Annotated in this window: 19 protein-coding genes; all 19 read right to left on the bottom strand. The window is 30.3% G+C overall.

The genetic code is table 11. The features are described 5' to 3' along the window. Positions 1–20 precede the first annotated feature (20 nt). The 19 genes from ACXGQW_RS01000 to ACXGQW_RS00910 all read right to left on the bottom strand — a co-directional run bounded on the left by ACXGQW_RS01000 (position 21) and on the right by ACXGQW_RS00910 (position 20,548). Positions 21–869 (bottom strand): IS3 family transposase, encoded by an 849-nt coding sequence (locus ACXGQW_RS01000; RefSeq protein ID WP_457824206.1) that lies wholly within the window; start codon positions 867–869, stop codon positions 21–23. Positions 870–883: 14 nt separating this feature from the next. Next, positions 884–1,276, bottom strand: coding sequence for a transposase (locus ACXGQW_RS00995; RefSeq protein WP_457823250.1), 393 nt, complete (start codon positions 1,274–1,276; stop codon positions 884–886). A 97-nt stretch (positions 1,277–1,373) separates the two neighbouring features. Further along, entirely contained in the window at positions 1,374–2,375 is a 1,002-nt protein-coding gene (locus ACXGQW_RS00990; protein WP_457823249.1) for an IS30 family transposase, read from the bottom strand. 272 nt (positions 2,376–2,647) lie between these two features. After that, on the bottom strand, positions 2,648–3,742 hold the full coding sequence (locus ACXGQW_RS00985; RefSeq protein ID WP_457823248.1) for a hypothetical protein: 1,095 nt from the start codon (positions 3,740–3,742) through the stop codon (positions 2,648–2,650). A 2,727-nt stretch (positions 3,743–6,469) separates the two neighbouring features. Beyond that, positions 6,470–6,730: a hypothetical protein gene (locus ACXGQW_RS00980; protein ID WP_457823247.1), complete on the bottom strand. Its 261-nt coding sequence runs from the start codon at positions 6,728–6,730 to the stop codon at positions 6,470–6,472. Positions 6,731–6,827: 97 nt separating this feature from the next. Continuing rightward, positions 6,828–7,676 carry an IS3 family transposase gene (locus ACXGQW_RS00975; protein ID WP_457824205.1) on the bottom strand — a complete coding sequence of 283 codons (849 nt, stop codon included), beginning with the start codon at positions 7,674–7,676 and terminating at the stop codon, positions 6,828–6,830. Positions 7,677–7,690: 14 nt separating this feature from the next. Then, positions 7,691–8,083, bottom strand: coding sequence for a transposase (locus ACXGQW_RS00970; protein WP_457823246.1), 393 nt, complete (start codon positions 8,081–8,083; stop codon positions 7,691–7,693). A gap of 1,838 nt (positions 8,084–9,921) precedes the next feature. Then, on the bottom strand, positions 9,922–10,335 hold the full coding sequence (locus ACXGQW_RS00965; protein ID WP_457823245.1) for a type II toxin-antitoxin system VapC family toxin: 414 nt from the start codon (positions 10,333–10,335) through the stop codon (positions 9,922–9,924). Beyond that, a complete protein-coding gene (locus ACXGQW_RS00960; RefSeq protein WP_457823244.1) occupies positions 10,332–10,577 on the bottom strand; it encodes a DUF6364 family protein in 246 nt (81 codons plus the stop codon). The genes ACXGQW_RS00965 and ACXGQW_RS00960 overlap by 4 nt, the downstream gene beginning before the upstream one ends. A gap of 448 nt (positions 10,578–11,025) precedes the next feature. Next, complete coding sequence (locus ACXGQW_RS00955; RefSeq protein WP_457823243.1) at positions 11,026–11,472, bottom strand: hypothetical protein; 447 nt, start codon at positions 11,470–11,472, stop codon at positions 11,026–11,028. Between the two features lie 1,441 nt (positions 11,473–12,913). Continuing rightward, positions 12,914–13,435 (bottom strand): DUF6933 domain-containing protein, encoded by a 522-nt coding sequence (locus tag ACXGQW_RS00950; RefSeq protein ID WP_457823242.1) that lies wholly within the window; start codon positions 13,433–13,435, stop codon positions 12,914–12,916. Positions 13,436–13,634: 199 nt separating this feature from the next. Then, positions 13,635–14,258 (bottom strand): imm11 family protein, encoded by a 624-nt coding sequence (locus ACXGQW_RS00945; RefSeq protein ID WP_457823203.1) that lies wholly within the window; start codon positions 14,256–14,258, stop codon positions 13,635–13,637. 217 nt (positions 14,259–14,475) lie between these two features. Beyond that, a complete protein-coding gene (locus tag ACXGQW_RS00940) occupies positions 14,476–15,177 on the bottom strand; it encodes a hypothetical protein (RefSeq protein WP_457823241.1) in 702 nt (233 codons plus the stop codon). 207 nt (positions 15,178–15,384) lie between these two features. After that, positions 15,385–16,260: a hypothetical protein gene (locus ACXGQW_RS00935; protein WP_457823240.1), complete on the bottom strand. Its 876-nt coding sequence runs from the start codon at positions 16,258–16,260 to the stop codon at positions 15,385–15,387. Positions 16,261–16,502: 242 nt separating this feature from the next. Beyond that, positions 16,503–17,405: a hypothetical protein gene (locus ACXGQW_RS00930; protein WP_457823239.1), complete on the bottom strand. Its 903-nt coding sequence runs from the start codon at positions 17,403–17,405 to the stop codon at positions 16,503–16,505. A 222-nt stretch (positions 17,406–17,627) separates the two neighbouring features. Then, on the bottom strand, positions 17,628–17,924 hold the full coding sequence (locus ACXGQW_RS00925) for a type II toxin-antitoxin system RelE/ParE family toxin (RefSeq protein WP_457823238.1): 297 nt from the start codon (positions 17,922–17,924) through the stop codon (positions 17,628–17,630). After that, a complete protein-coding gene (locus ACXGQW_RS00920; RefSeq protein ID WP_457823237.1) occupies positions 17,917–18,168 on the bottom strand; it encodes a type II toxin-antitoxin system ParD family antitoxin in 252 nt (83 codons plus the stop codon). The genes ACXGQW_RS00925 and ACXGQW_RS00920 overlap by 8 nt, the downstream gene beginning before the upstream one ends. Positions 18,169–19,166: 998 nt before the next feature. Beyond that, positions 19,167–19,580, bottom strand: coding sequence for a DUF1905 domain-containing protein (locus tag ACXGQW_RS00915; RefSeq protein WP_457823236.1), 414 nt, complete (start codon positions 19,578–19,580; stop codon positions 19,167–19,169). 119 nt (positions 19,581–19,699) lie between these two features. Further along, the gene (locus ACXGQW_RS00910) at positions 19,700–20,548 is read right to left on the bottom strand and encodes an IS3 family transposase (protein ID WP_457824203.1); all 849 of its coding nucleotides are present in this window, start codon (positions 20,546–20,548) and stop codon (positions 19,700–19,702) included. Positions 20,549–20,558 lie beyond the last annotated feature (10 nt).

Raw genomic sequence — 20,558 nt, 5'->3', positions numbered from 1 at the left:
GTTGACCTTTTTTTGGTTATTTAAAAGGTTAATAACTCGAGTTTGTTTTTGTTTCTTCGGTACGATTTGTAGTTTATATTTTGATTTAAGTGGACGTGTTTTGGTGTGTATAAATCAAGACTACAATGTGGACGAAGATTATTATAAATATCGACTGCCTTTTTGGTAATCATTTTTGCTAATTTAAGATTTTTTATGGCATTTTTTAGCCCATATTCATATTTTAAGGTTCTGTTAATTCTTTCTGCAATTGCATTTTCGTAAGGGTCGTATTGTTCGGTCATACTCATTATTATTCCATTGTCTTCGGCAAACTTTGTATAGTTAGGATTACAATATTGGAAACCTCTATCTGAGTGATGAATCAATTTTTGATTAGGATACTTTCTGTTTTTGATAGCCATTTTAAGGGCATCTAAGCAGAGTTCAGTCTTCATGTTGTTATCTATCTTATAGCCCATAATTTTCTTAGAATACGCATCTGTAACGAGCGCTAGGTATGCATGTCCTTTATCTGTTTTAATATATGTGATATCCGTTACCCAAACTTGTTCGGCTCTAGTGGGTACTTTGTCTTTAATTAAGTTCTTGTATTTGTAAAATAGGTGCTTTGAATTGGTGGTTACATGATAGTTTTTGTTTCTTTTAATCAGTAGTTTATGATTTTTTAGAAATGTAAAAAACTTATCTCTTCCCATTTTAATTCCAAGGTTTTTGAACTTGTTTTTGAGTTCATGATATAGTTTTTTAGCTCCTAAGAACTGTCCAATTTTGTTACGACATTCCTTTACAAGCTTGATGATAATTTGTTCGTTATGTAGTTGTTTTTGATGATTTTTCAAGCGTTTATAGAAAGCTTGTTTACTAATCCCAAAACATTGAGTTAACCATTTTCTTTTAAACGGTTTTGTTTCTTTTTCTGAATCTCGTCTGCTAAAGTTTTGGACAATGACTTTTTTGACAACTCGGCTCCAGTGATGATTTCCATGTTGGCTATAATGTCTTGTTGAAAATCTTTCACGAATTCAAGTTCTTCAATTTTCTCTTTCAATTTTTTGATTTCGTCCTGTTTACTCATCGCTTTTTTCTTTTGCTCTAAGGTAGAATATTTTTTAATCCAATAATCGATAGAAGATCTAGGAACGTTATATTTTTTAGCAGCAAAGTTGGTAGAAATTTGACCGTTTTGAATTTGATCAATGATGAATAATTTGAGTTCAAAACCTACTTTGGTGTACGTTTTTTTTCGGCAGTGTTGTTTTTGATTACTTTCCATAAGTGACTAATATTAGATGAATTTTTAGTCAACCTATTTCAGGATTTCGTGCATTCAATGTTCTAACGCAACAACTGTTGCAATTTTTTGATTAATACTAAGCTACATTTTTTAGTTCAGATTCCAATATTTCTTTAGGGGTTTTATAACCAATAATTTTACGAGGTCTATTGTTTAATTTTTCTTGAATTTCGATTAGTTTTTTCTCATCAATTTTATCGAATTCAGTTCCTTTAGGTAGGTCTCTTCTAATGATTCCATTGGTGTTTTCATTAGTACCTCTTTCCCAAGAAGAGTAGGGATGCGCAAAGTAAATTTTCATACCTGTTTTCTGGGTTATGATTTCGTGTTTAGCCATTTCAATTCCGTTATCGTAAGTCATAGATTTTTTAAGAATATTATTAAGTTGATTTAATTTTTGGGAGAACATTTTCGCAACTTCATCAGCTTTTTTAGATTTAAGTTTTACGATTATCGTGTATCTAGATTTTCTTTCTACGATAGTTCCAATAGCAGATTTATGTCCTTTACCAATAATTAGATCTCCTTCCCAATGACCAATTTCTAATCTGTTCTCAATATGTTTGGGTCTATTGTCTATGCTGACTTGGTTGATGATTTTTGACCCTTTACCACGTACTTTTTTGATAGGTCTTCTTCTGTTTTTTTTACGCACGAGTAGTTTGATTAATTTTTTATTTAGAACTGCTTGTGGTCTAGTGTAAATATGTCTATAAATAGCTTCATGTGATATTGACATGATTGTATCGTTAGGGTATTGGATTTTAATTCTCCCTGAAATTTGTTCTGGAGTCCATTGTTTTAAGAGTCCTTTGTAAACATAATTTCTCAACTTTTTATGAGTTGATATTTTATCAAGATTTCTTTTGTTAGCGTAATCATCTTTAGCACACCAATCCGCAATTTTAGCATCATATTTACCTTTTCCATTAACAAACCATTTATTAATTTCTCTAGAGATTGTAGAGCGAGATCTGTTGAGTTTTTTAGCGATGTATGCTTTGGATTTCTCTTCGTTTAAAAGTGTTTCAATTATGATTCTTTCGGCAAGTGAAAGTCGTCTATGTTTTTTACTCATTTTACAAATCTATTATTTTAAGATTTGTTGCGTTAAGTTACTGAATAGACCTTTCATTTATATAATTATTTACAACGGCTCTGGCTAAGGTTAGTGTGGGAGTTGATAATCGACAAATTATCGGATTAGCTACTGAGCTTAGACTTATTTTATAGTTTTTACTTCGGCGGATTAAAACTAATTAAATAAGTTTAAGTGGACAAAGTAAAGAAGCCAAAAACTTCGAGAAAACTGAAAAACCCACATTAAGTTTAGCCGTTGTTGTAAATAGTTTATTTTAATTTGTTTTCAATTATTTGTATTCGCTTTAATAGAGATTCTAAAATTTTATTTTTTTTCTCAAGGGTCTCTATTTTTTTTTCTTGCTCAATTGTATACAGTGTTAATTCTTCAATTTTTTGAAGTAATTTAGAGTTCATTTCACCTAATAAAATACCGTTTAAATTTACATCTTCTGAAGTAGGAATATCTTTTAGATGACCTTTTTCTTTTATGTGCTTTTCCACTTCTTTTAAAGTAGGAAGTTTGTATTTTTCTGTAAAAACAAAATCAGCCCATCCAGTTTCAACTTTAATTTCTTTTGCTCTGATTTTTCCATTTACTGCAAGTTTCCAATTATCTCCAGGATTTAAAGTACCAATACCTACATTACTATTAGTTCTAGATACGGATAACGAAATTACATCAGGTTGTCCTACTATACCTATCCCTCCTCCTTTGTTACTTCTTAACAATGCCCAGTCACCAATATCAGAATCTCTATATATTATAAGATTACTGTTTTGATCGTCCATTTCCAGTAATTTAGATTTTAATGAGACTTTAGAAAAAATTTTTTCAGAAGAATAAATATTACCACTAACATCGAGCTTTTGAGTAGGTTTTTCAATTCCAATTCCAACATTACCATCAATATAAGATAAGTTATTTATTTCTCTTTGCCATTGGTATGAAGATCCTAAAATGTTAGGAATCACATCACTTTCATGACTCTTTATTTCCTTAATAAACGTTCGTAGATAATATTTTGAGTTATGATTAGTTTTAATTTTTACTGTATTATTATCTATAAATAATAAAGGATGATTTGAAGATTTTCCACTTATATTTACAGCTCTTAATTTCCATTCATTATTAGAGAACCAAACTAAGTATTCAGCTCCACTCTTAGTTCCAGTATTTCTCGTAACTATTTGAATTCGATAAATATTTTGAGAATTTAAACTGTTGTTTTCTAAATCAGTTACTTCAAGGGGGCTAGATGAACTTACATAAAACTCTTTAGAGAATTCTTTAGTACCTACTAATTGAGAATACGATTTTTTTAAAGTTAGCAATAAAATTAAGGTTAAAAGTATTTTTTTCATTTATATAATTATTTACAACGGTTTTGGCTTAAGGTTAGTGTGGGGGAGATAAATCAGCGATTTATCGGATACGCACTAAGCTTAAGCCTTTTTGTTTAGTTTTTAATTTGTTTGTCAAAAGCTAAATCGAAAAGGATTTAGCGACTTAGTAAATATACACAAAACATCGGATTAAAAATCAAGCCCGCATTAACTTTAGCCGTTGTTGCCTACTGCCATTTTCATAACTACTTTTCAGTCGAATAGTTACGATAAATTCACGTTTCAGCTTTTCAGTTACTTAGCTACGATTATTTCGACGTTTCAGCTTTCGGTTACGCGTTTATGATTATTTCAACGTTTTAGTTTTGCGGTTACGTGGTTACGATTACTTCAATTGTTTCAGCTTTCGGTTACGTGTTTATGATTATTTCAACGTTTTAGTTTTGCGGTTACGTGGTTACGATTACTTCAACGTTTCAGCTTTCGCTTACGTAGTTACTATTATTTCAACGTTTCAGTTTTTCAGTTATGTAGCTACGATAAATTCAATGATAAGGTAAGAGAATTCTATTCCGTAAAATTTTTCGTCACGGTTGTAGGCAACGGTTTTAGCTATGATTAGTACAGAGTTAGACAAAGAATAATGTGTCGGACTAAGACTAAAGCAGAAACCTTTTTTTTTGTTTTTAAATTTTAAAATTAAAACTAACAATAAAGGTTTTTGTGACCAAGTAAAACAGCTACAAACTTTGAGGCTAGGAGTGAAGCCTGTATTAATTATAGCTGTTGTTAACTTAATTTAGCATTTCGATTCAAAATTTCAAAAGAATAGTGATTTTTCAAATACATAACTTATATAGAAAAATCGTTCATATTTTCAGATTATAGATATTTAAGCATATTCAAATTTCAAGATTATTCACTTTCAATAAACTCTTCGGAACATCTTCTGATATTTTCGTTTAGTAAAAACTATTTCGATTTGATTCAAATTTTCAAGATTAGTTACGTTCAGCGAAGTCTTCCACACGTTTCCATATTTTAAAAGGTTTCAAATTTCAGCGTACAATTCGGCACGTTTTATTTGATTGTCAAGAGAGTTTTCGTTCGTGTTTTCAGTAGCTCAAAATTCGAAAGTTAGTGAAGATTTTTCGGCTGCGAGCTCGGGACTTTTTTAAGTGATTTTTTACAGAAACGCTTATCTATTTACCGTTAATTTAAATTCCTACGCCTAATTCCACCGGAATTAGTGGGCTATTTAAGTTAACGGCTTTAGCTATGATTAGTACAGAGTTGGACAGAGAATAAAGTGTCAGACTATGACTAAAGCAAAAACCTTTTTGTTTGTTTTTATATTTATAACTAAAACTAACAATAAAGGTTTTTGTGACCAAGTAAAACAGCCACAAACTTTGAGGCTAGGAGTGAAGCCTGTATTAATTATAGCTGTTGTTAACTTAATTTAGCATTTCGATTCAAAATTTCAAAAGAATAGTGAATTTTCAAACACGTAACTTGATAGAGAAATCGTTCATGTTTCACATAGTAGACATTTCAGCGTGTTTAAATTTCAAGATTATTCACCTTCAACAAACTCTTCGGAACATCTTCTGATATTTTCGTTTAGTAAAAACTATTTCGATTTAATTCAAATTTCCAAGATTGGTTAAGTTCTGCGAAGTCTTCAACACGTTTCTGCATTTCTAAACAGTTTCAAATTTCAGCGTACAATTCGGCACGTTCTATATGATTGTTAAGAGAGTTTTCAAACGTGGTTTTCGACAATTCAAAATTCTAAAGTCAGTGAAAAATTTTCGGCTGCGAGCTCGGGGTCTTATTAAATCTATTTTTGGAGAAACTCTTACTTATTTACCGTTAATTTAAATTCCTGCGCCTAATTCCACCGGAATTAGTGGGCTATTTAAGTTAACTGTTTTGGCTAAGCTTAATGTGGGAGTTGATAATCGGAAGATTATCGGACGAGCCACTTAGCTTAGACTTATTTTATAGTTTTTTCTTTCGTCGATTTAAAACTAATCAAATAAGTTTAAGCGGACAAAGTAAAGAAGCCAAAAACATCGAGAAAACCGAAAAACCCATATTAAGTTTAGCCGTTGTTGTGTTTTCGTGATTTTCATAGTTACGATTAATTCGGCGTTACTACTGAATCTTTTCGTGGTTGCGAATAATTCAGCGTTGTTACAGAATCTTTCCGTGGTTCTGATTAATTCAGCCTTGCTACTGAATCTTTTCGTGGTTGCGATTAATTCGACGTTACTTCTAAAACTTTTGGATTTGTGATTAATTCAGCGTTGTTACAGAATCTTTTCGTGGTTGTGATTAATTCAGCGTTGTTACAGAATCTTTTCGTGGTTGTGATTAATTCAGCCTTGCTACTGAATCTTTTCGTGGTTGCGATTAATTCGGCGTTGCTACTGAATCTTTTCGTGGTTACGATTAGGTCAGCATCGCTACTGATTTCAAAAGTATTTGAATTGTAAACTACATTTTCGGCGGAAAATCACCATGAAACACAACTGCTCTGGCTAAGGTTAGTGTGGAGGAGATAAATCAGCGATTTATCGGATACGCACTAAGCTGAAGCCTTTTTGTTTAGTTTTAATTTATTGTCGAAAGCTAAATCGAAAAGGATTTAGCGACTTAGTAAATATACACAAAACATCGGATTAGAAATCAAGCCCACATTAACTTTAGCCGTTGTTAGCCATCCGGCTTTTTTCTGATCTAAAATTCTAAATGATTTTCTCCTCCAATTTTATGGTTTATTTTTTGTCCCATTCCGCCAGTTACATATCCAGCAACAATTTCGTTCTTTTTTTCTCCGTTTTCTTGATACTTAACACTAATTGAACAATCACCTGTAATTCCAACCCAAATAGTTTTACTTTCGTTCGGTTCGAGTTCCGAAATATATTCAGTTTCGCAGCCGATAATATTTATTTCAGTTAGCTTATTTTCGGTTGTATTTGTAAATGTAATTCGCATGTTTCCAATTAACAACATAGTGAACCAAACATAAATAAATAGAATCGGAATGTTTAAAAGTGTATCGTCCTGAAATAGGTTGACCTTTTTTAGATGTTTAAAAGGTTAATAATTCCAGTTTGTTTTTGTTTCTTCGGTATGATTTGTAGTTTATATTTTGATTAAAGTGCACGTGTTTTGGTGTGTATAAATCAAGACTAAAATGTGGACGAAGATTATTATAAATATCGACTGCTTTTTTGGTAATCATTTTCGCTAATTTAAGATTTTTTATGACATTTTTTAGCCCATATTCATATTTTAAGGTTCTGTTAATTCTTTCTGCAACTGCATTTTCGTAAGGGTCGTATTGTTCGGTCATACTCATTATTATTCCATTGTCTTCGGCAAACTTTGTATAGTTAGGATTACAATATTGGAAACCTCTATCTGAGTGATGAATCAATTTTTGATTAGGATACTTTCTGTTTTTGATAGCCATTTTAAGGGCATCTAAGCAGAGCTGAGTCTTCATGTTGTTATCTATCTTATAGCCCATAATTTTCTTAGAATACGCATCTGTAACGAGTGCCAGGTATGCATGTCCTTTATCTGTTTTAATATATGTGATATCCGTTACCCAAACTTGTTCGGCTCTAGTGGGTACTTTGTATTTAATTAAGTTCTTGTATTTGTAAAATAAGTGTTTAGAATTGGTGGTTACATGATAGTTTTTGTTTCTCTTAATCAGTAGTTTATGATTTTTTAGAAGTGTAAAAAACTTATCTCTTCCCTTTTTAATTCTAAGGTTTTTGAACTTGTTTTTGAGTTCATGATATAGTTTTTTAGCTCCTAAGAACTGTCCAATTTTGTTACGACATTCCTTTACAAGCTTGATGATAATTTGTTCGTTATGTAGTTGTTTTTGATGATTTTTCAAGCGTTTATAGAAAGCTTGTTTACTAATCCCAAAATATTGAGTTAACCATTTTCTTTTAAACGGTTTTGTTTCTTTTTCTGAATCTCGTCTGCTAATGTTTTGGGCAATGACTTTTTTGACAACTCGGCTCCAGTGATGATTTCCATGTCGGCTATGATGTCTTGTTGAAAATCTTTCACGAATTCAAGTTCTTCAATTTTCTCTTTCAATTTTTTGATTTCGTCCTGTTTACTCATTGCTTTTTTCTTTTGCTCTAAGGTAGAATATTTTTTAATCCAATAATCGATAGAAGATCTAGGAACGTTATATTTTTTAGCAGCAAAGTTAGTAGAAATTTGACCATTTTGAATTTGGTCAATGATGAATAATTTGAGTTCAAAACCTACTTTGGTGTACGTTTTTTTTCGGCAGTGTTGTTTTTGATTACTTTCCATAAGTGACTAATATTAGATGAATTTTTAGTCAACCTATTTCAGGATTTTACAAAGCATTAATCCGCTTGTCTTTAGTAGTTTTTTTCGATTTTCAGAGTCGTTATTTACTTTTCTCAGCGTTAAAATCAGCATGATTATATTAAAAATTCCTACAACAATTATAAATCCATAACCGACAAAAAGTAATTGCCAATTAGATGTCAAAAAATATATTCCAAAAATTAGAGTTCCGATAATGAATGAAATAAGAGCTGTCTTTTTTCCTAATGCTATTTGTTTCTCGGTTGTCATTTCAGCTTGTGTGTAACGGATTTAGCTATGATTAGTACAGAGTTAGACAGAGAATAATGTGTCGGACTATGACTAAAGCAAAAACCTTTTTGTTTGTTTTTAAATTTTAAAATTAAAACTAACAATAAAGGTTTTTGTGACCAAGTAAAACAACGACAAACTTTGAGGCTAGGAATGAAGCCTGTATTAATTATAGCTGTTGTTAACTTAATTTAGCATTTCAATTCAAAATTTCAAATGAATAGTGAATTTTCAAACACGCAACTTAATAAAGAAATTGTCTATGTTTTCAAATAGTAGATATTTCAGTGTATTTAAATTTCAATATTATTCACTTTCGACAAACTCTTCGGAACATCTTCTGATATTTTCGTTTAGTAGAAACTATTTCGATTTGATTAAAAATTTCAAGATTAGTTAAATTCTGCGAAGTCTTCAACACGTTTCTGCATTTCTAAACAGTTTCAAATTTCAGTGCACAATTCGGCACTTTCTATATGATTGTTAAGAGAGTTTTCAATCGTGATTTTCGACAATTCAAAATTCCAAAGTCGGTGAAAAATTTTCGGCTGCGAGCTCGGGGCTTTATTTCAAGTATTTTTTTGGCGAAATACTTGTTTACCTACCGTTAATTTAAATTCCTGCGCCTAATTCCACCGGAATTAGTGGGCTATTTAAGTTAACGGCTTTAGCTATGATTAGTACAGAGTTGGACAGAGAATAAAGTGTCAGACTATGACTAAAGCAAAAACCTTTTTGTTTGTTTTTAAATTTTAAAATTAAAACTAACAATAAAGGTTTTTGTGACCAAATAAAACAGCCACAAACTTTGAGGCTAGGAGTGAAGCCTGTATTAATTATAGCTGTTGTTAACTTAATTTAGTATTTTGATTCAAAATTTCAAAAGAATAGTGAATTTTTAAACACGTAACTTATATAGAAATATCGTTCATGTTTTCAGATTATAGATATTTCAGTGTATTTAAATTTCAGTATTATTCACTTTCGGCAAACTCTTCGGAATATCTTCTGATATTTTCGCTTAGCAAAAACTATTTCGATTTGATTCCAATTTTCAAGATTAGTTACATTCTGCGAAGTCTTCAACACGTTTCTGCATTTCTAAACAGTTTCAAATTTCAGCGTACAATTCGGCACGTTCTATATGATTGTTAAGAGAGTTTTCAAACGTGGTTTTCGACAACTCAAAATTCTAAAGTCGATAAAAAATTTTCGGCTGCGAGCTCGGGGCTTTTTTTAAGTGATTTTTTAGAGAAATACTTGTTACCTACCGTTAATTTAAATTCCTGCGCCTAATTCCACCGGAATTAGTGGGCTATTTAAGTTAACGGCTTTGGCTAAGATTAGTGTGGGAGTTGATAAATCAAGGATTTATCGAACGAGCCACTTAGCTTAGACTTATTTTTAGTTTTTATCTTCGTCAGTTAAAACTAATCAAATAAGTTTAAGCGGACAAAGTAAAGAAGCTAAAAACACCGAGAAAACCGAAAACCCCATATTAAGTTTAGCCGTTGTTGTACATTCGGCTATTTACTAGCTAAATATTCATTCGCGGTTAAAACAGGAAGTTTAGAATTTTTAAAATCTTTTTTATTTCGAGTTATAATAATATCTACTTGATTTTCAATAGCAGAATAATATTGTAATCCATCCTCAAAATCGGAAAAATTCTCATCATTAAGTGCTAACTCAGTAACCTTATCGTCTAATGATAAAGTTTCAACGAGAACTTTAAACTTACGTAATATAGTTCTAGCTTCTTCTTTTGACTTTAATTTTGTCAGAATATAATTTGTATTCGCAAAACTCAAAGATGAAACGGTCAATGTAATTACGTTTTTGTCAGCTAAAGAAAATAAGGTAGCTGCTTCAGTATAAAATTCTTCACGCTTAGCTAATAAATCTATTATTATATTGGTATCAATTAGTAAGCGACTCATTTATATTTTTCTATTAAAAAATTAGTATAATCGTCTTTTGAATTACCTGTGCTATCTAGATTGATTACACCACTTAAACTTTCAACTAGTGGAGTGATTTTATTCGTTTCAGTCTTTTTTTTTGTCAACGAAGATAGGTATGATTCAATAAGTTTAGATAAGCTAACTTTATTAGACTTAGCATAATTTTTAGCTTGCTCAATCACAGATTTATCGAGACTCAAAGTTAATTTAGTATCCATAATTAATTCATTTACGTACAAATATAATTAATTTACACGTAAAATTGATTTTTTCGGATTGTATTTTTTGCTGATATACAACGGCTCTGGCTATGGTTAGTGTGGGAGAAGAAAATCATAGATTTTCGAGAACGCACTAAGCTGAAGCCTTTTAGTTTAGTTTTTAATTTTGTTGTCAAAAGCTAAATCGAAAAGGATTTAGCGACTTAGTAAATATACACAAAACATCGAATTAAGACTCCAGCCCACATTAACTTTAGCCGTTGTTGGGCAATGTTTTCATCAAGTTTCATTTTCAATAATTAAAATAGTGATTTATAGATAATAAAATTAATTTTTTCATATTACACTACACGTTGTCTAAATCTTGTAATATATAAATCAACTTTCTATTTTTCATTAACTTAATAAATTCAAATATTTGTTTTCTTAATTAGGTGTCTTTATTCTAATATTTGTTGTTGCCTACTTTTTTAAGTTGTTTATTTTCAAGAATATATTTATGAATATTAATTGTTTTAGGCCAAGGAAGGATACAAGCTTCTAGCTCTTTAACGTAAATTACTCCTTTGTAAATTTTATCAAATTCAAAGCAATACTCGGGTTCAAATCCAGATACTACTTTGAGTTTTCCATTGTAATTTATATAAACTGCTGCTTGTTTGAATAAAAAACTATTTGCATCAGCTTCAGCCAGTCCAAATACTACAATAGCATCATTTAAATTATCATTATTTAAGTCTCCAATTATTACTTTTCGATGATGGATTTTTAGATTATGAGATTTTTCAATTTTAGGTGAATAGTTGTCAAACATAGTTAATGCTTGTTTTTTAATATTATCTTGTGAATAAATTGAATTTATAACGCAGAATAATAAAAGTAAGATTTTCATTTTTTTTCAAATATTGCCCAACGGTTTTGGCTAAGCTTAGTGTGGGAGTTGATAATCGGAAGATTATCGGACGAGCCACTTAGCTTAGACTTATTTTATAGTTTTTTCTTTCGTCGATTTAAAACTAATCAAATAAGTTTAAGCGGACAAAGTAAAGAAGCCAAAAACATCGAGAAAACCGAAAAACCCATATTAAGTTTAGCCGTTGTTGTGTTTTCGTGATTTTCATAGTTGCGATTAATTCGGCGTTACTACTGAATCTTTTCGTGGTTGCGAATAATTCAGCGTTGTTACAGAATCTTTCCGTGGTTCTGATTAATTCAGCCTTGCTACTGAATCTTTTCGTGGTTGCGATTAATTCGACGTTACTTCTAAAACTTTTGGATTTGTGATTAATTCAGCCTTGCTACTGAATCTTTTCGTGGTTATGATTAATTCAGCCTTGCTACTGAATTTTTTCGAGATTGAGGTTAATTCGGCGTTACTACTAAATCTTCTCCCAGTTACGATTAGGTCAGCATCGCTACTGATTTCAAAAGTATTTGAATTGTAAACTACATTTTCGGCGGAAAATCACCATGAAACACAACTGTTTTAGCTATGATTAGTACAGAGTTAGACAAAGAATAATGTGTCGGACTAAGACTAAAGCAAAAACCTTTTTTTTTGTTTTAAATTTTAAAATTAAAACTAACAATAAAGGTTTTTGTGACCAAGTAAAATAGCCACAAACTTTGAGGCTAGGAGTGAAGCCTGTATTAATTATAGCTGTTGTTAACTTAATTTAGCATTTCGATTCAAAATTTCAAAAAGAATAGTGGATTTTCAAACACGTAACTTAATAGAGAAATCATTCATATTTTCAGATAGTAGACATTTCAATGTATTTAAATTTCAAGATTATTCACTTTCGGCAAACTCTTCGGAACATCTTCTGATATTTTCGTTTAGTAAAAACTATTTCGATTTGATTCAAATTTTCAAGATTAGTTACGTTCAGCGAAGTCTTCCACACGTTTCCATATTTTAAAAGGTTTCAAATTTCAGCGTACAATTCGGCACGTTCTATATGATTGTTAAGAGAGTTTTCAATCGTGATTTTCGACAATTCAAAATTCCAAAGTCAGTGAAAAATTTTCGGCTGCGAGCTCGGGGCTTTATTTCAAGTAGTTTTTTGGCGAAATACTTGTTTACCTACCGTTAATTTAAATTCCTGCGCCTAATTCCACCGGAATTAGTGGGCTATTTAAGTTAACGGCTTTAGCTATGATTAGTACAGAGTTAGACAGAGAATATAGTATCGGACTAAGACTAAAGCAAAAACCTTTTTTTTTGTTTTTAAATTTTAAAATTAAAACTAACAATAAAGGTTTTTGTGACCAAGTAAAACAGCTACAAACTTTGAGGCTAGGAGTGAAGCCTGTATTAATTATAGCTGTTGTTACACACTGGCTTTTTCAATTTTATTTAAAAGAGAGACTATTTCCTCATGCGGTACTTTCCAATTTAATTGTTTGAAAGGTGTTTTGTTAAGTTTTTCAGTCATTTCTCGGATTACGGAAGAGTTAAAAATAGGATATTCATATTTAAAATAATTTAGTTTTTCAACATTATAGTTAAGAATACCTGTCATTTGTCGGTTGTTATTTGTCGAGTGAAATCTTATGTTTCCAATAATAGAGAAAATTGTTTTAAATTCAATATTTATATTTTCATATAGTAACTGATTATATAAATTTTCTATGAACATGTCGCCGATTTTGTCAATATCTTTTACAGAAAATCTAGGAATTATAACCGAGAAAAATGTTTCAGCATTCGAAATAAGTATGCATTTCTTTTTCGCTATGTGTAAAACTGTTGCATTCCAATTTCCGAGATTTTTTTCAACAGTTAAATGACTATTTTCAATTTTTTCATGAATGATTTTTTCAAGTTTCTTTGTAGTGAAAATTTTGGTCATCGGCTTGTGTGTAACGGCTCTGGCTAAGGTTAGTGTGGGGGAGATAAATCAGGGATTTATCGAGTACGCACTAAGCTGAAGCCTTTTTGTTTAGTTTTTAATTTGTTGTCAAAAGCTAAATCGAAAAGGATTTAGCGACTCAGTAAATATACATAAAACATTGGAGTAGGACAGAAGCCCACATTAACTTTAGCCGTTGTTAGCTACAGATGCTTTGCTCAAATATAATACCTTTCAAATCTAAGCTTTCAAGGTGTTTTTTTAGACGTTCGGATACATGGATTTCATTACTTAGAGAATTGAAATTAAATAAGTCGATTTCATTCATTTGAGTTATTTTAAGTTTAATCTTTTCAGCTTCTATCCAGCCCATTTTTCCTATTTCTTTTTCTCGTATGATTAGGTCTTGAGTTGAATTAATTTTGATTTCACGTTGTTTAAAACCATATTCGGTTATAAAAAATTTTGAATTAATAAAGTCGATCCAATTCAGATTCTCAGGGTTACATAAATGAAGCCAGAAATACTCTTCACCTTTTTTCCAGAATTTTTCTTTGATTGTTGCTTTGAAAAATTTATGATTTATTAGATTGAATTTTTCAAGTTCAAATTTAAGTTTTTTGCTAATTAATATTCCAGATGCGTTGATAGCAACTTGTCCAATAATATCGGATAGTTTTCCTTTTTTATTCAGAGTGAATTTGAGTTTAGGTTCAAAATTAGGGAATTCGTAATGTTTTAATGAATGAGCATCTTTTAGTGAATAACAATTCACTTGAGGAAAAGTCTTACCAACATCTTCACTATTAACATTAACTTTCATGGTCCAGAAACTCATTTTATAAGTGTAGTTTGAAATTTGTAGCTAACGGGTTTGGCTATGATTACTTTGGTATTTAAAAACAACGCCCAATCGAAAATAACCAAGCCAAAAACCTTTTATTATTTGTTTAACTAAAATAATAAAAGGTTTTTAGCGAGAACGTTAAAAAGAAAAAACTTTGAGAAATAAATCAAAACCAAAGTAATTATAGCCGGTGTTACCCAACGTTTTTTATTTTTTGAATGAATTCATCAATAAGATCATTCAACTCAATATTTTCTTCTATTTTCTTTTCCTTAAAGAGTTTTACTATTTCTAATTTTGTCTTTTTATTAATTCTTTTAGCAATGTCTAAAATTGATATTTCTAATTGTTTAATTAATTCTGTTTCAAGTCTAGGTTTAATCCAATTATTAATTGTTAAATCACTTTCCGAAAATTCATTAATTAATGATTTCTCTATATCATTTATATAATTTTCAGTCTGATTTAATTTTTTTCTGACTTGATGTTTTCCTTCGAGTTTATATGCAAATATAGGGTCAATTTCAGATAATTCTTCAATTGTTTTATCCATATTAATCTCTACTTTCCCGTACTTTAAATTATTATCAGTTTTATTTTTTAAATTTTCAGAAATGACTGGCATTATTTTTTTAAAAACAATTTCTGAATCAGCTTTATCAATTTCTCCTATTTCTTTGGAGTACTTTATTATGAAGTATTCAAAATATTTTAATATTTCTTTTTCTAGTTCTATATCTTTTTTAAGTAACCATCTTAGTTCTAAAAGATTGTAAATAACTTTTTTTAATTTTTTTCTATCATTCTTCTGTTCTAAATTATACTTTCCATATTCGGATAATCCCCAGCCAAAGAATAATGTTAATATCGGGAAAATTTTATCTATCCAGTTCATTTTTCATAATGTTGGGTAACGTTAAATATATGGCAAGTTGGGCAAAAAAAAGCGATTAATATCGGTTTAGCCACAAGCCAAATCTTTTGTGTTTTAACTTTCCTCTTTTAATACCAAATCAAAAGATTTAGCGATTTTGCAAATAGACAACGACCTTTCGGTTAAACACTAATTGCCCTATTTGCCATATATAGTGTTATAAGCTTTTTATTTTTTGAATTCCAACTTTTCAAGTCGCGATTGTAATTCAATAATTTTTTTGTTTAACAAAATAAGTTGCCCATTCTTTTTTTCAAGCTTTTCTATTTTAGAGTCTTGAGATTTTAGTTTTTTCTCTTGCTGGATTGTGTAAAGAATCAGTTCCTCAATCTTTTGGAGTAATTTAGAATTCATTTCTCCTAGAAAAATTCCATTTTTTTCTACTTCTTTGGCACTTGGGATATCTTTTAAATGGCCATTTTCTTTTATGTGGTTTTCTACCTCTTTAAGCGTTGGTAATATATAATTATCATAAAAAACAAAATCAGACCAATTACTCATTAATGCTACTTTGACTTCAGTAGCTGCAATTTTTCCGTTTACACCTAGTTTAAAACCTTGGGTGTCGGTTGTTCCAATACCTAAATTACCAGAACTGATTATTACATCTTTAAGGAACTCAGTGTAGTTTGATCCAGCAGTCCATTTCACCCAATTTCCACCGTTAGTGTTATCGTGTATTTTAAAAGTACTTCCAAATCCAGCAAGTTGAATATCCATCCACCCTCCTTCAGGAGTTTGAATTCTATTAAATCCATAAATATTCCTTGAACCTACAGCATTTATATTGGCATTAATTCTAATATCTTTAAGAAATTCGGTGTAATTTACTCCCGCAGTCCATTTTAACCAACTTTGTCCGTTTGTATTATCTCTAATTTTGAATGAACTTCCTGCTCCTAAGAGTTGGATATCCATCCATGCTCCATTTCCAGTTTGTATTCTGTTAAAACCAGTTATATTCCTAGTCGATTCGTTTACAGTTTGAGCATTACTCCCTAAAAATGTGTTAATTAATATAATTGATAATAATATTTTTTTCATTTTTATGTGTTTAGATAAGTGTTATTATTTAGAGCAATTGCTTATAACGGGTTCGCATAAAAAAAGTGTGGGATTAGGAAATCAGGGATTTTCGAATCGCGTACTGAGCTTATGCTTATTTATAGTTTTGTTTCTTATCGAACTAAAAATAGTAAATAAGTATGAGCGGACATAGTAAAGAAACAAGAACCTTCGAATTAAGCCACAAAACCCACATTTTTTTTATGCGTTGTTGTAATACGTTATTTCTTTTTTCGTCCATTTCTCTTTTCCATTTTTGGAACACCATCACCTGGGCTGATTTGAGTAATAACTTTTAAATTAGGCATTAATTCAGAGATAATTTTTGCAATTGGTTTTCTTGCCTTTTTGTTTATTTCAAAGGCTTTTTCTAAAATTTCTCCTGTAATCATTTCTCCTTCTTTGGCCATAATCATTGATTGTCTTCTGAATGTTGCATTTTCTTCATCGTCTGTTGTTTTTAGACATTCATCAACAATTTTAAGATTCTCAGGATTTTCTAAAACAGATATACTTTCTCCATATGGATGTTCATAGGACACAAAATCTCCAGCTTGTTTTAGCATTTCAATAGTAAATAAATCACTATCAGAAAAGGGAATGTGATAATCATTAAATTTTAATATAATTCTATTATCCACTTTCATTTGAATGTGATAATGAGGTTCTTTTCCATGAGTAGAATTTTCATGACCTCCTAAGTCAGATTTTCCTATTGAAAAAGCCCATTCAATATTTTTATAACGATATGTAGTTTCTAGATATGATTTTTCAGATGTTTCAGATTTTAAATCATTTATATTTCCAAACGGTTTCTCAATATTAGCTAACCACCTGAAATAAGCGTCTAATCGAAAAAATCCGATTGGTTTAGATAAATATTGCTTTAAGTACTTTTTTTTAAATCCTTTAGGGTACGTAAACCAATGAAAACATTCTTTGTCTGAATTAAAATAGTCTATTTTCTCATTACATAAGTAACAAATTCCTCTATCTAGTTCTCTAGTAAAGTTTTCATATTCTATTTTATCTTCTTCAATTTGTTCTTGGTTTTTTCTTTCAATTTCATCTTGAGAAAAAGATTGTAAAAAACTTCTTATGTCATAATTTTCAAATTTATTCATAGCTAAATATAAGATGTATTACAACGGTTTTGGCTTAAGGTTAGTGTGGGGGAGATAAATCAGGGATTTATCGAGAGCGCACTAAGCTGAAGCCTTTTTATTTAGTTTTTAATTTGTCGTCAAAAGCTAAATCGAAAAGGATTTAGCGACTCAGTAAATATACACAAAACATTGGAGTAGGACAGAAGCCCACATTAACTTTAGCCGTTGTTAGGTGTAGTCTTATTTCAGTTTGTTTTTTAAATTCATTCTTCCGTGTAAGACTCTAGTTATTTCAATTTCAGTATTTTCTATTTTTCGATAAAATACAATATGCTTTTTTACTTTTAGGCCGAATAAATCTTTTCTTATCTCTTCATAATTTTTACCTAATGAAGGATTGTATGATATATCTTCGAAAGTTGAAATTAACTTTTCATAATATTTATCCGCTTGGTGTTCGGACCATTCTTCAAGTGTATATTCCCAGATGCTAGTCAAATCGGCAACAGCTTTTTTAGTCAGTGAGTATTTAGCCATTCAACCTATTTTTCGTCTTCAAAGATTCTAAATGTTTTTTGGGATTAAATTCTTCAGCAATACCGCTTTCTATTCCTTCGTTGATAGCATTTTTAAGAGCTATAATTCTTGTCTCTTCTTCTTCTAATAATCTCAAACCGGCTCTGACAACTTCGCTAACATTTTTAAATCTCCCATCGGATATTGTTCCCTGTACGAAACTGTCAAAGTAATTTCCTAGAGTTATAGATGTATTTTTATTCATTTTGAATGTTTTAACAAATATACCTAAAATTGGTATATTTTCAAAATTTTCATATTACACCTAACGGTTTTAGCTATGATTAGTACAGAGTTAGACAGAGAATAGAGTTTCGGACTATGATTAAAGCAAAAACCTTTTTGTTCGTTTTTAAATTTTAAAATTAAAACTAACAATAAAGGTTTTTGTGACCAAGTAAAACAGCCACAAACTTTGAGGCTAGGAGTGAAGCCTGTATTAATTATAGCTGTTGTTAACTTAATTTAGCATTTCGATTCAAAATTTCAAAAGAATAGTGATTTTTCAAACACGTAACTTAGTAGAGAAATCGTCTGTGTTTTCAAATAGTAGATATTTCAGCATATTCAAATTTCAAGATTATTCACTTTCGGCAAACTCTCTGGAGCATCTTCTAATATTTTTCGTTTAGTAAAAACTATTTCGATCTGATTCAAATTTTCAAGATTAGTTAAGTTCTGCGAAGTCTTCAACACGTTTCTGCATTTCTAAACAGTTTCAAATTTCAGCGTACAATTCGGCACGTTCTATATGATTGTTAAGAGAGTTTTCAAACGTGATTTTCGACAATTCAAAATTCTAAAGTCAGTGAAAAATTTTCGGCTGCGAGCTCGGGGTCTTATTAAATCTATTTTTGGAGAAACTCTTACTTATTTACCGTTAATTTAAATTCCTGCGCCTAATTCCACCGGAATTAGTGTGCTATTTAAGTTAACGTCTCGTATATGAAAAGTAGCGCTGAAAATAAGCTTTTACTTTTCGGATAAACACAAGCCGAATTTTTAAATTTTATTATTTATCTTTTTTATTGGAAATCGTCAAATTTAAAAATTTGGCGACTTTCCAAAAATGCCCAAACCATTATGTTAGCAACTACTTGTGCTATTTTTTATATACATTGTTAGGCACAGTATTTTTCCGCACTTTATTTCATTTTCTGCCTTTCTTTAGCTAAAAAGTCAGTTATATTTCTAATCTGTTTATCAATGTCTTTTTAGCTTTACGAAACTATATATTAAACTTCTCTTTTTTCCGTCTGTTAGCTTATCGAAAATTACTTTTGAATCCGCATCTTGTTCAAGAAAAACAGTCAGAACCTCTGGCATTTCAACTCCTAATTGGTCTGGGTCTTCATCAATTCTGTAATTAACTTCTTCTCCGATTTCTTTATTTAGTTCCTCAAGATATTTTCCAGCAATGATTACATAAAAATTTCCGTCTCCCAAATGATTCAGACCACAGCGATAAGAAATTTTTTCATCAATGGTGCAAATCATTCTCGTAGCTTTTTTTTTACTAAACTGATTTATTATTTCTGAATCGAGTTTTAAGTAATAATAACCACCTTTTCTCTTTTCGAGTTGTTTTATTGTCTGTATTCCCTGATGCGTTTTCATTCTTAAATTGTCCGTTATGCGATAAGTTCAATTCGTACTATTTTATTTTTTAAACGCGGTTTCTTTTGTTTCGCGTAGGTTGTGTATTGTCCTGAAATAGGTTGACCTTTTTTGGTTATTTAAAAGGTTAATAATTCCAGTTTGTTTTTGTTTCTTCGGTACGATTTGTAGTTTATATTTTGATTTAAGTGGACGTGTTTTGGTGTGTATAAATCAAGACTACAATGTGGACGAAGATTATTATAAATATTGACTGCCTTTTTGGTAATCATTTTTGCTAATTTAAGATTTTTTATGACATTTTTTAGTCCATATTCATATTTTAAGGTTCTGTTAATTCTTTCTGCAACTGCATTTTCGTAAGGGTCGTATTGTTCGGTCATACTCATTATTATTCCATTGTCTTCTGCAAATTTTGTATAGTTAGGATTACAATATTGGAAACCTCTATCTGAGTGATGAATCAATTTTTGATTAGGATACTTTCTGTTTTTGATAGCCATTTTAAGGGCATCTAAGCAGAGCTGAGTTTTCATGTTGTTATCGATCTTATAGCCCATAATTTTCTTAGAATACGCATCTGTAACGAGTGCTAGGTATGCATGTCCTTTATCTGTTTTAATATATGTGATATCCGTTACCCAAACTTGTTCGGCTCTAGTGGGTACTTTTTCTTTAATTAAGTTCTTGTATTTGTAAAATAAGTGTTTAGAATTGGTGGTTACATGATAGTTTTTGTTTCTTTTAATCAGTAGTTTATGATTTTTTAGAAATGTAAAAAACTTATCTCTTCCCATTTTAATTCCAAGGTTTTTGAACTTGTTTTTGAGTTCATGATATAGTTTTTTAGCTCCTAAGAACTGTCCAATTTTGTTACGACATTCCTTTACAAGCTTGATGATAATTTGTTCGTTATGTAGTTGTTTTTGATGATTTTTCAAGCGTTTATAGAAAGCTTGTTTACTAATCCCAAAACAT

The sequence above is a fragment of the Wenyingzhuangia sp. IMCC45533 genome (genome assembly GCF_054111225.1).
The sequence above is the reverse complement of the archived record's forward strand: the minus strand, read 5'-3'. Positions and strand labels throughout refer to the sequence as shown.

Coding starts and splice junctions, on each gene's coding strand:
- ACXGQW_RS00995 (WP_457823250.1), bottom strand. CDS start 1,276: ATGGAAAGTAATCAAAAACAACACTGCCGAAAAAAAACGTACACCAAA.
- ACXGQW_RS00935 (WP_457823240.1), bottom strand. CDS start 16,260: ATGAAAAAAATATTATTATCAATTATATTAATTAACACATTTTTAGGG.
- ACXGQW_RS00980 (WP_457823247.1), bottom strand. CDS start 6,730: ATGCGAATTACATTTACAAATACAACCGAAAATAAGCTAACTGAAATA.
- ACXGQW_RS00960 (WP_457823244.1), bottom strand. CDS start 10,577: ATGGATACTAAATTAACTTTGAGTCTCGATAAATCTGTGATTGAGCAA.
- ACXGQW_RS00990 (WP_457823249.1), bottom strand. CDS start 2,375: ATGAGTAAAAAACATAGACGACTTTCACTTGCCGAAAGAATCATAATT.
- ACXGQW_RS00925 (WP_457823238.1), bottom strand. CDS start 17,924: ATGGCTAAATACTCACTGACTAAAAAAGCTGTTGCCGATTTGACTAGC.
- ACXGQW_RS00985 (WP_457823248.1), bottom strand. CDS start 3,742: ATGAAAAAAATACTTTTAACCTTAATTTTATTGCTAACTTTAAAAAAA.
- ACXGQW_RS00955 (WP_457823243.1), bottom strand. CDS start 11,472: ATGAAAATCTTACTTTTATTATTCTGCGTTATAAATTCAATTTATTCA.
- ACXGQW_RS00940 (WP_457823241.1), bottom strand. CDS start 15,177: ATGAACTGGATAGATAAAATTTTCCCGATATTAACATTATTCTTTGGC.
- ACXGQW_RS00930 (WP_457823239.1), bottom strand. CDS start 17,405: ATGAATAAATTTGAAAATTATGACATAAGAAGTTTTTTACAATCTTTT.
- ACXGQW_RS00945 (WP_457823203.1), bottom strand. CDS start 14,258: ATGAAAGTTAATGTTAATAGTGAAGATGTTGGTAAGACTTTTCCTCAA.
- ACXGQW_RS00920 (WP_457823237.1), bottom strand. CDS start 18,168: ATGAATAAAAATACATCTATAACTCTAGGAAATTACTTTGACAGTTTC.
- ACXGQW_RS00970 (WP_457823246.1), bottom strand. CDS start 8,083: ATGGAAAGTAATCAAAAACAACACTGCCGAAAAAAAACGTACACCAAA.
- ACXGQW_RS00915 (WP_457823236.1), bottom strand. CDS start 19,580: ATGAAAACGCATCAGGGAATACAGACAATAAAACAACTCGAAAAGAGA.
- ACXGQW_RS00950 (WP_457823242.1), bottom strand. CDS start 13,435: ATGACCAAAATTTTCACTACAAAGAAACTTGAAAAAATCATTCATGAA.
- ACXGQW_RS00965 (WP_457823245.1), bottom strand. CDS start 10,335: ATGAGTCGCTTACTAATTGATACCAATATAATAATAGATTTATTAGCT.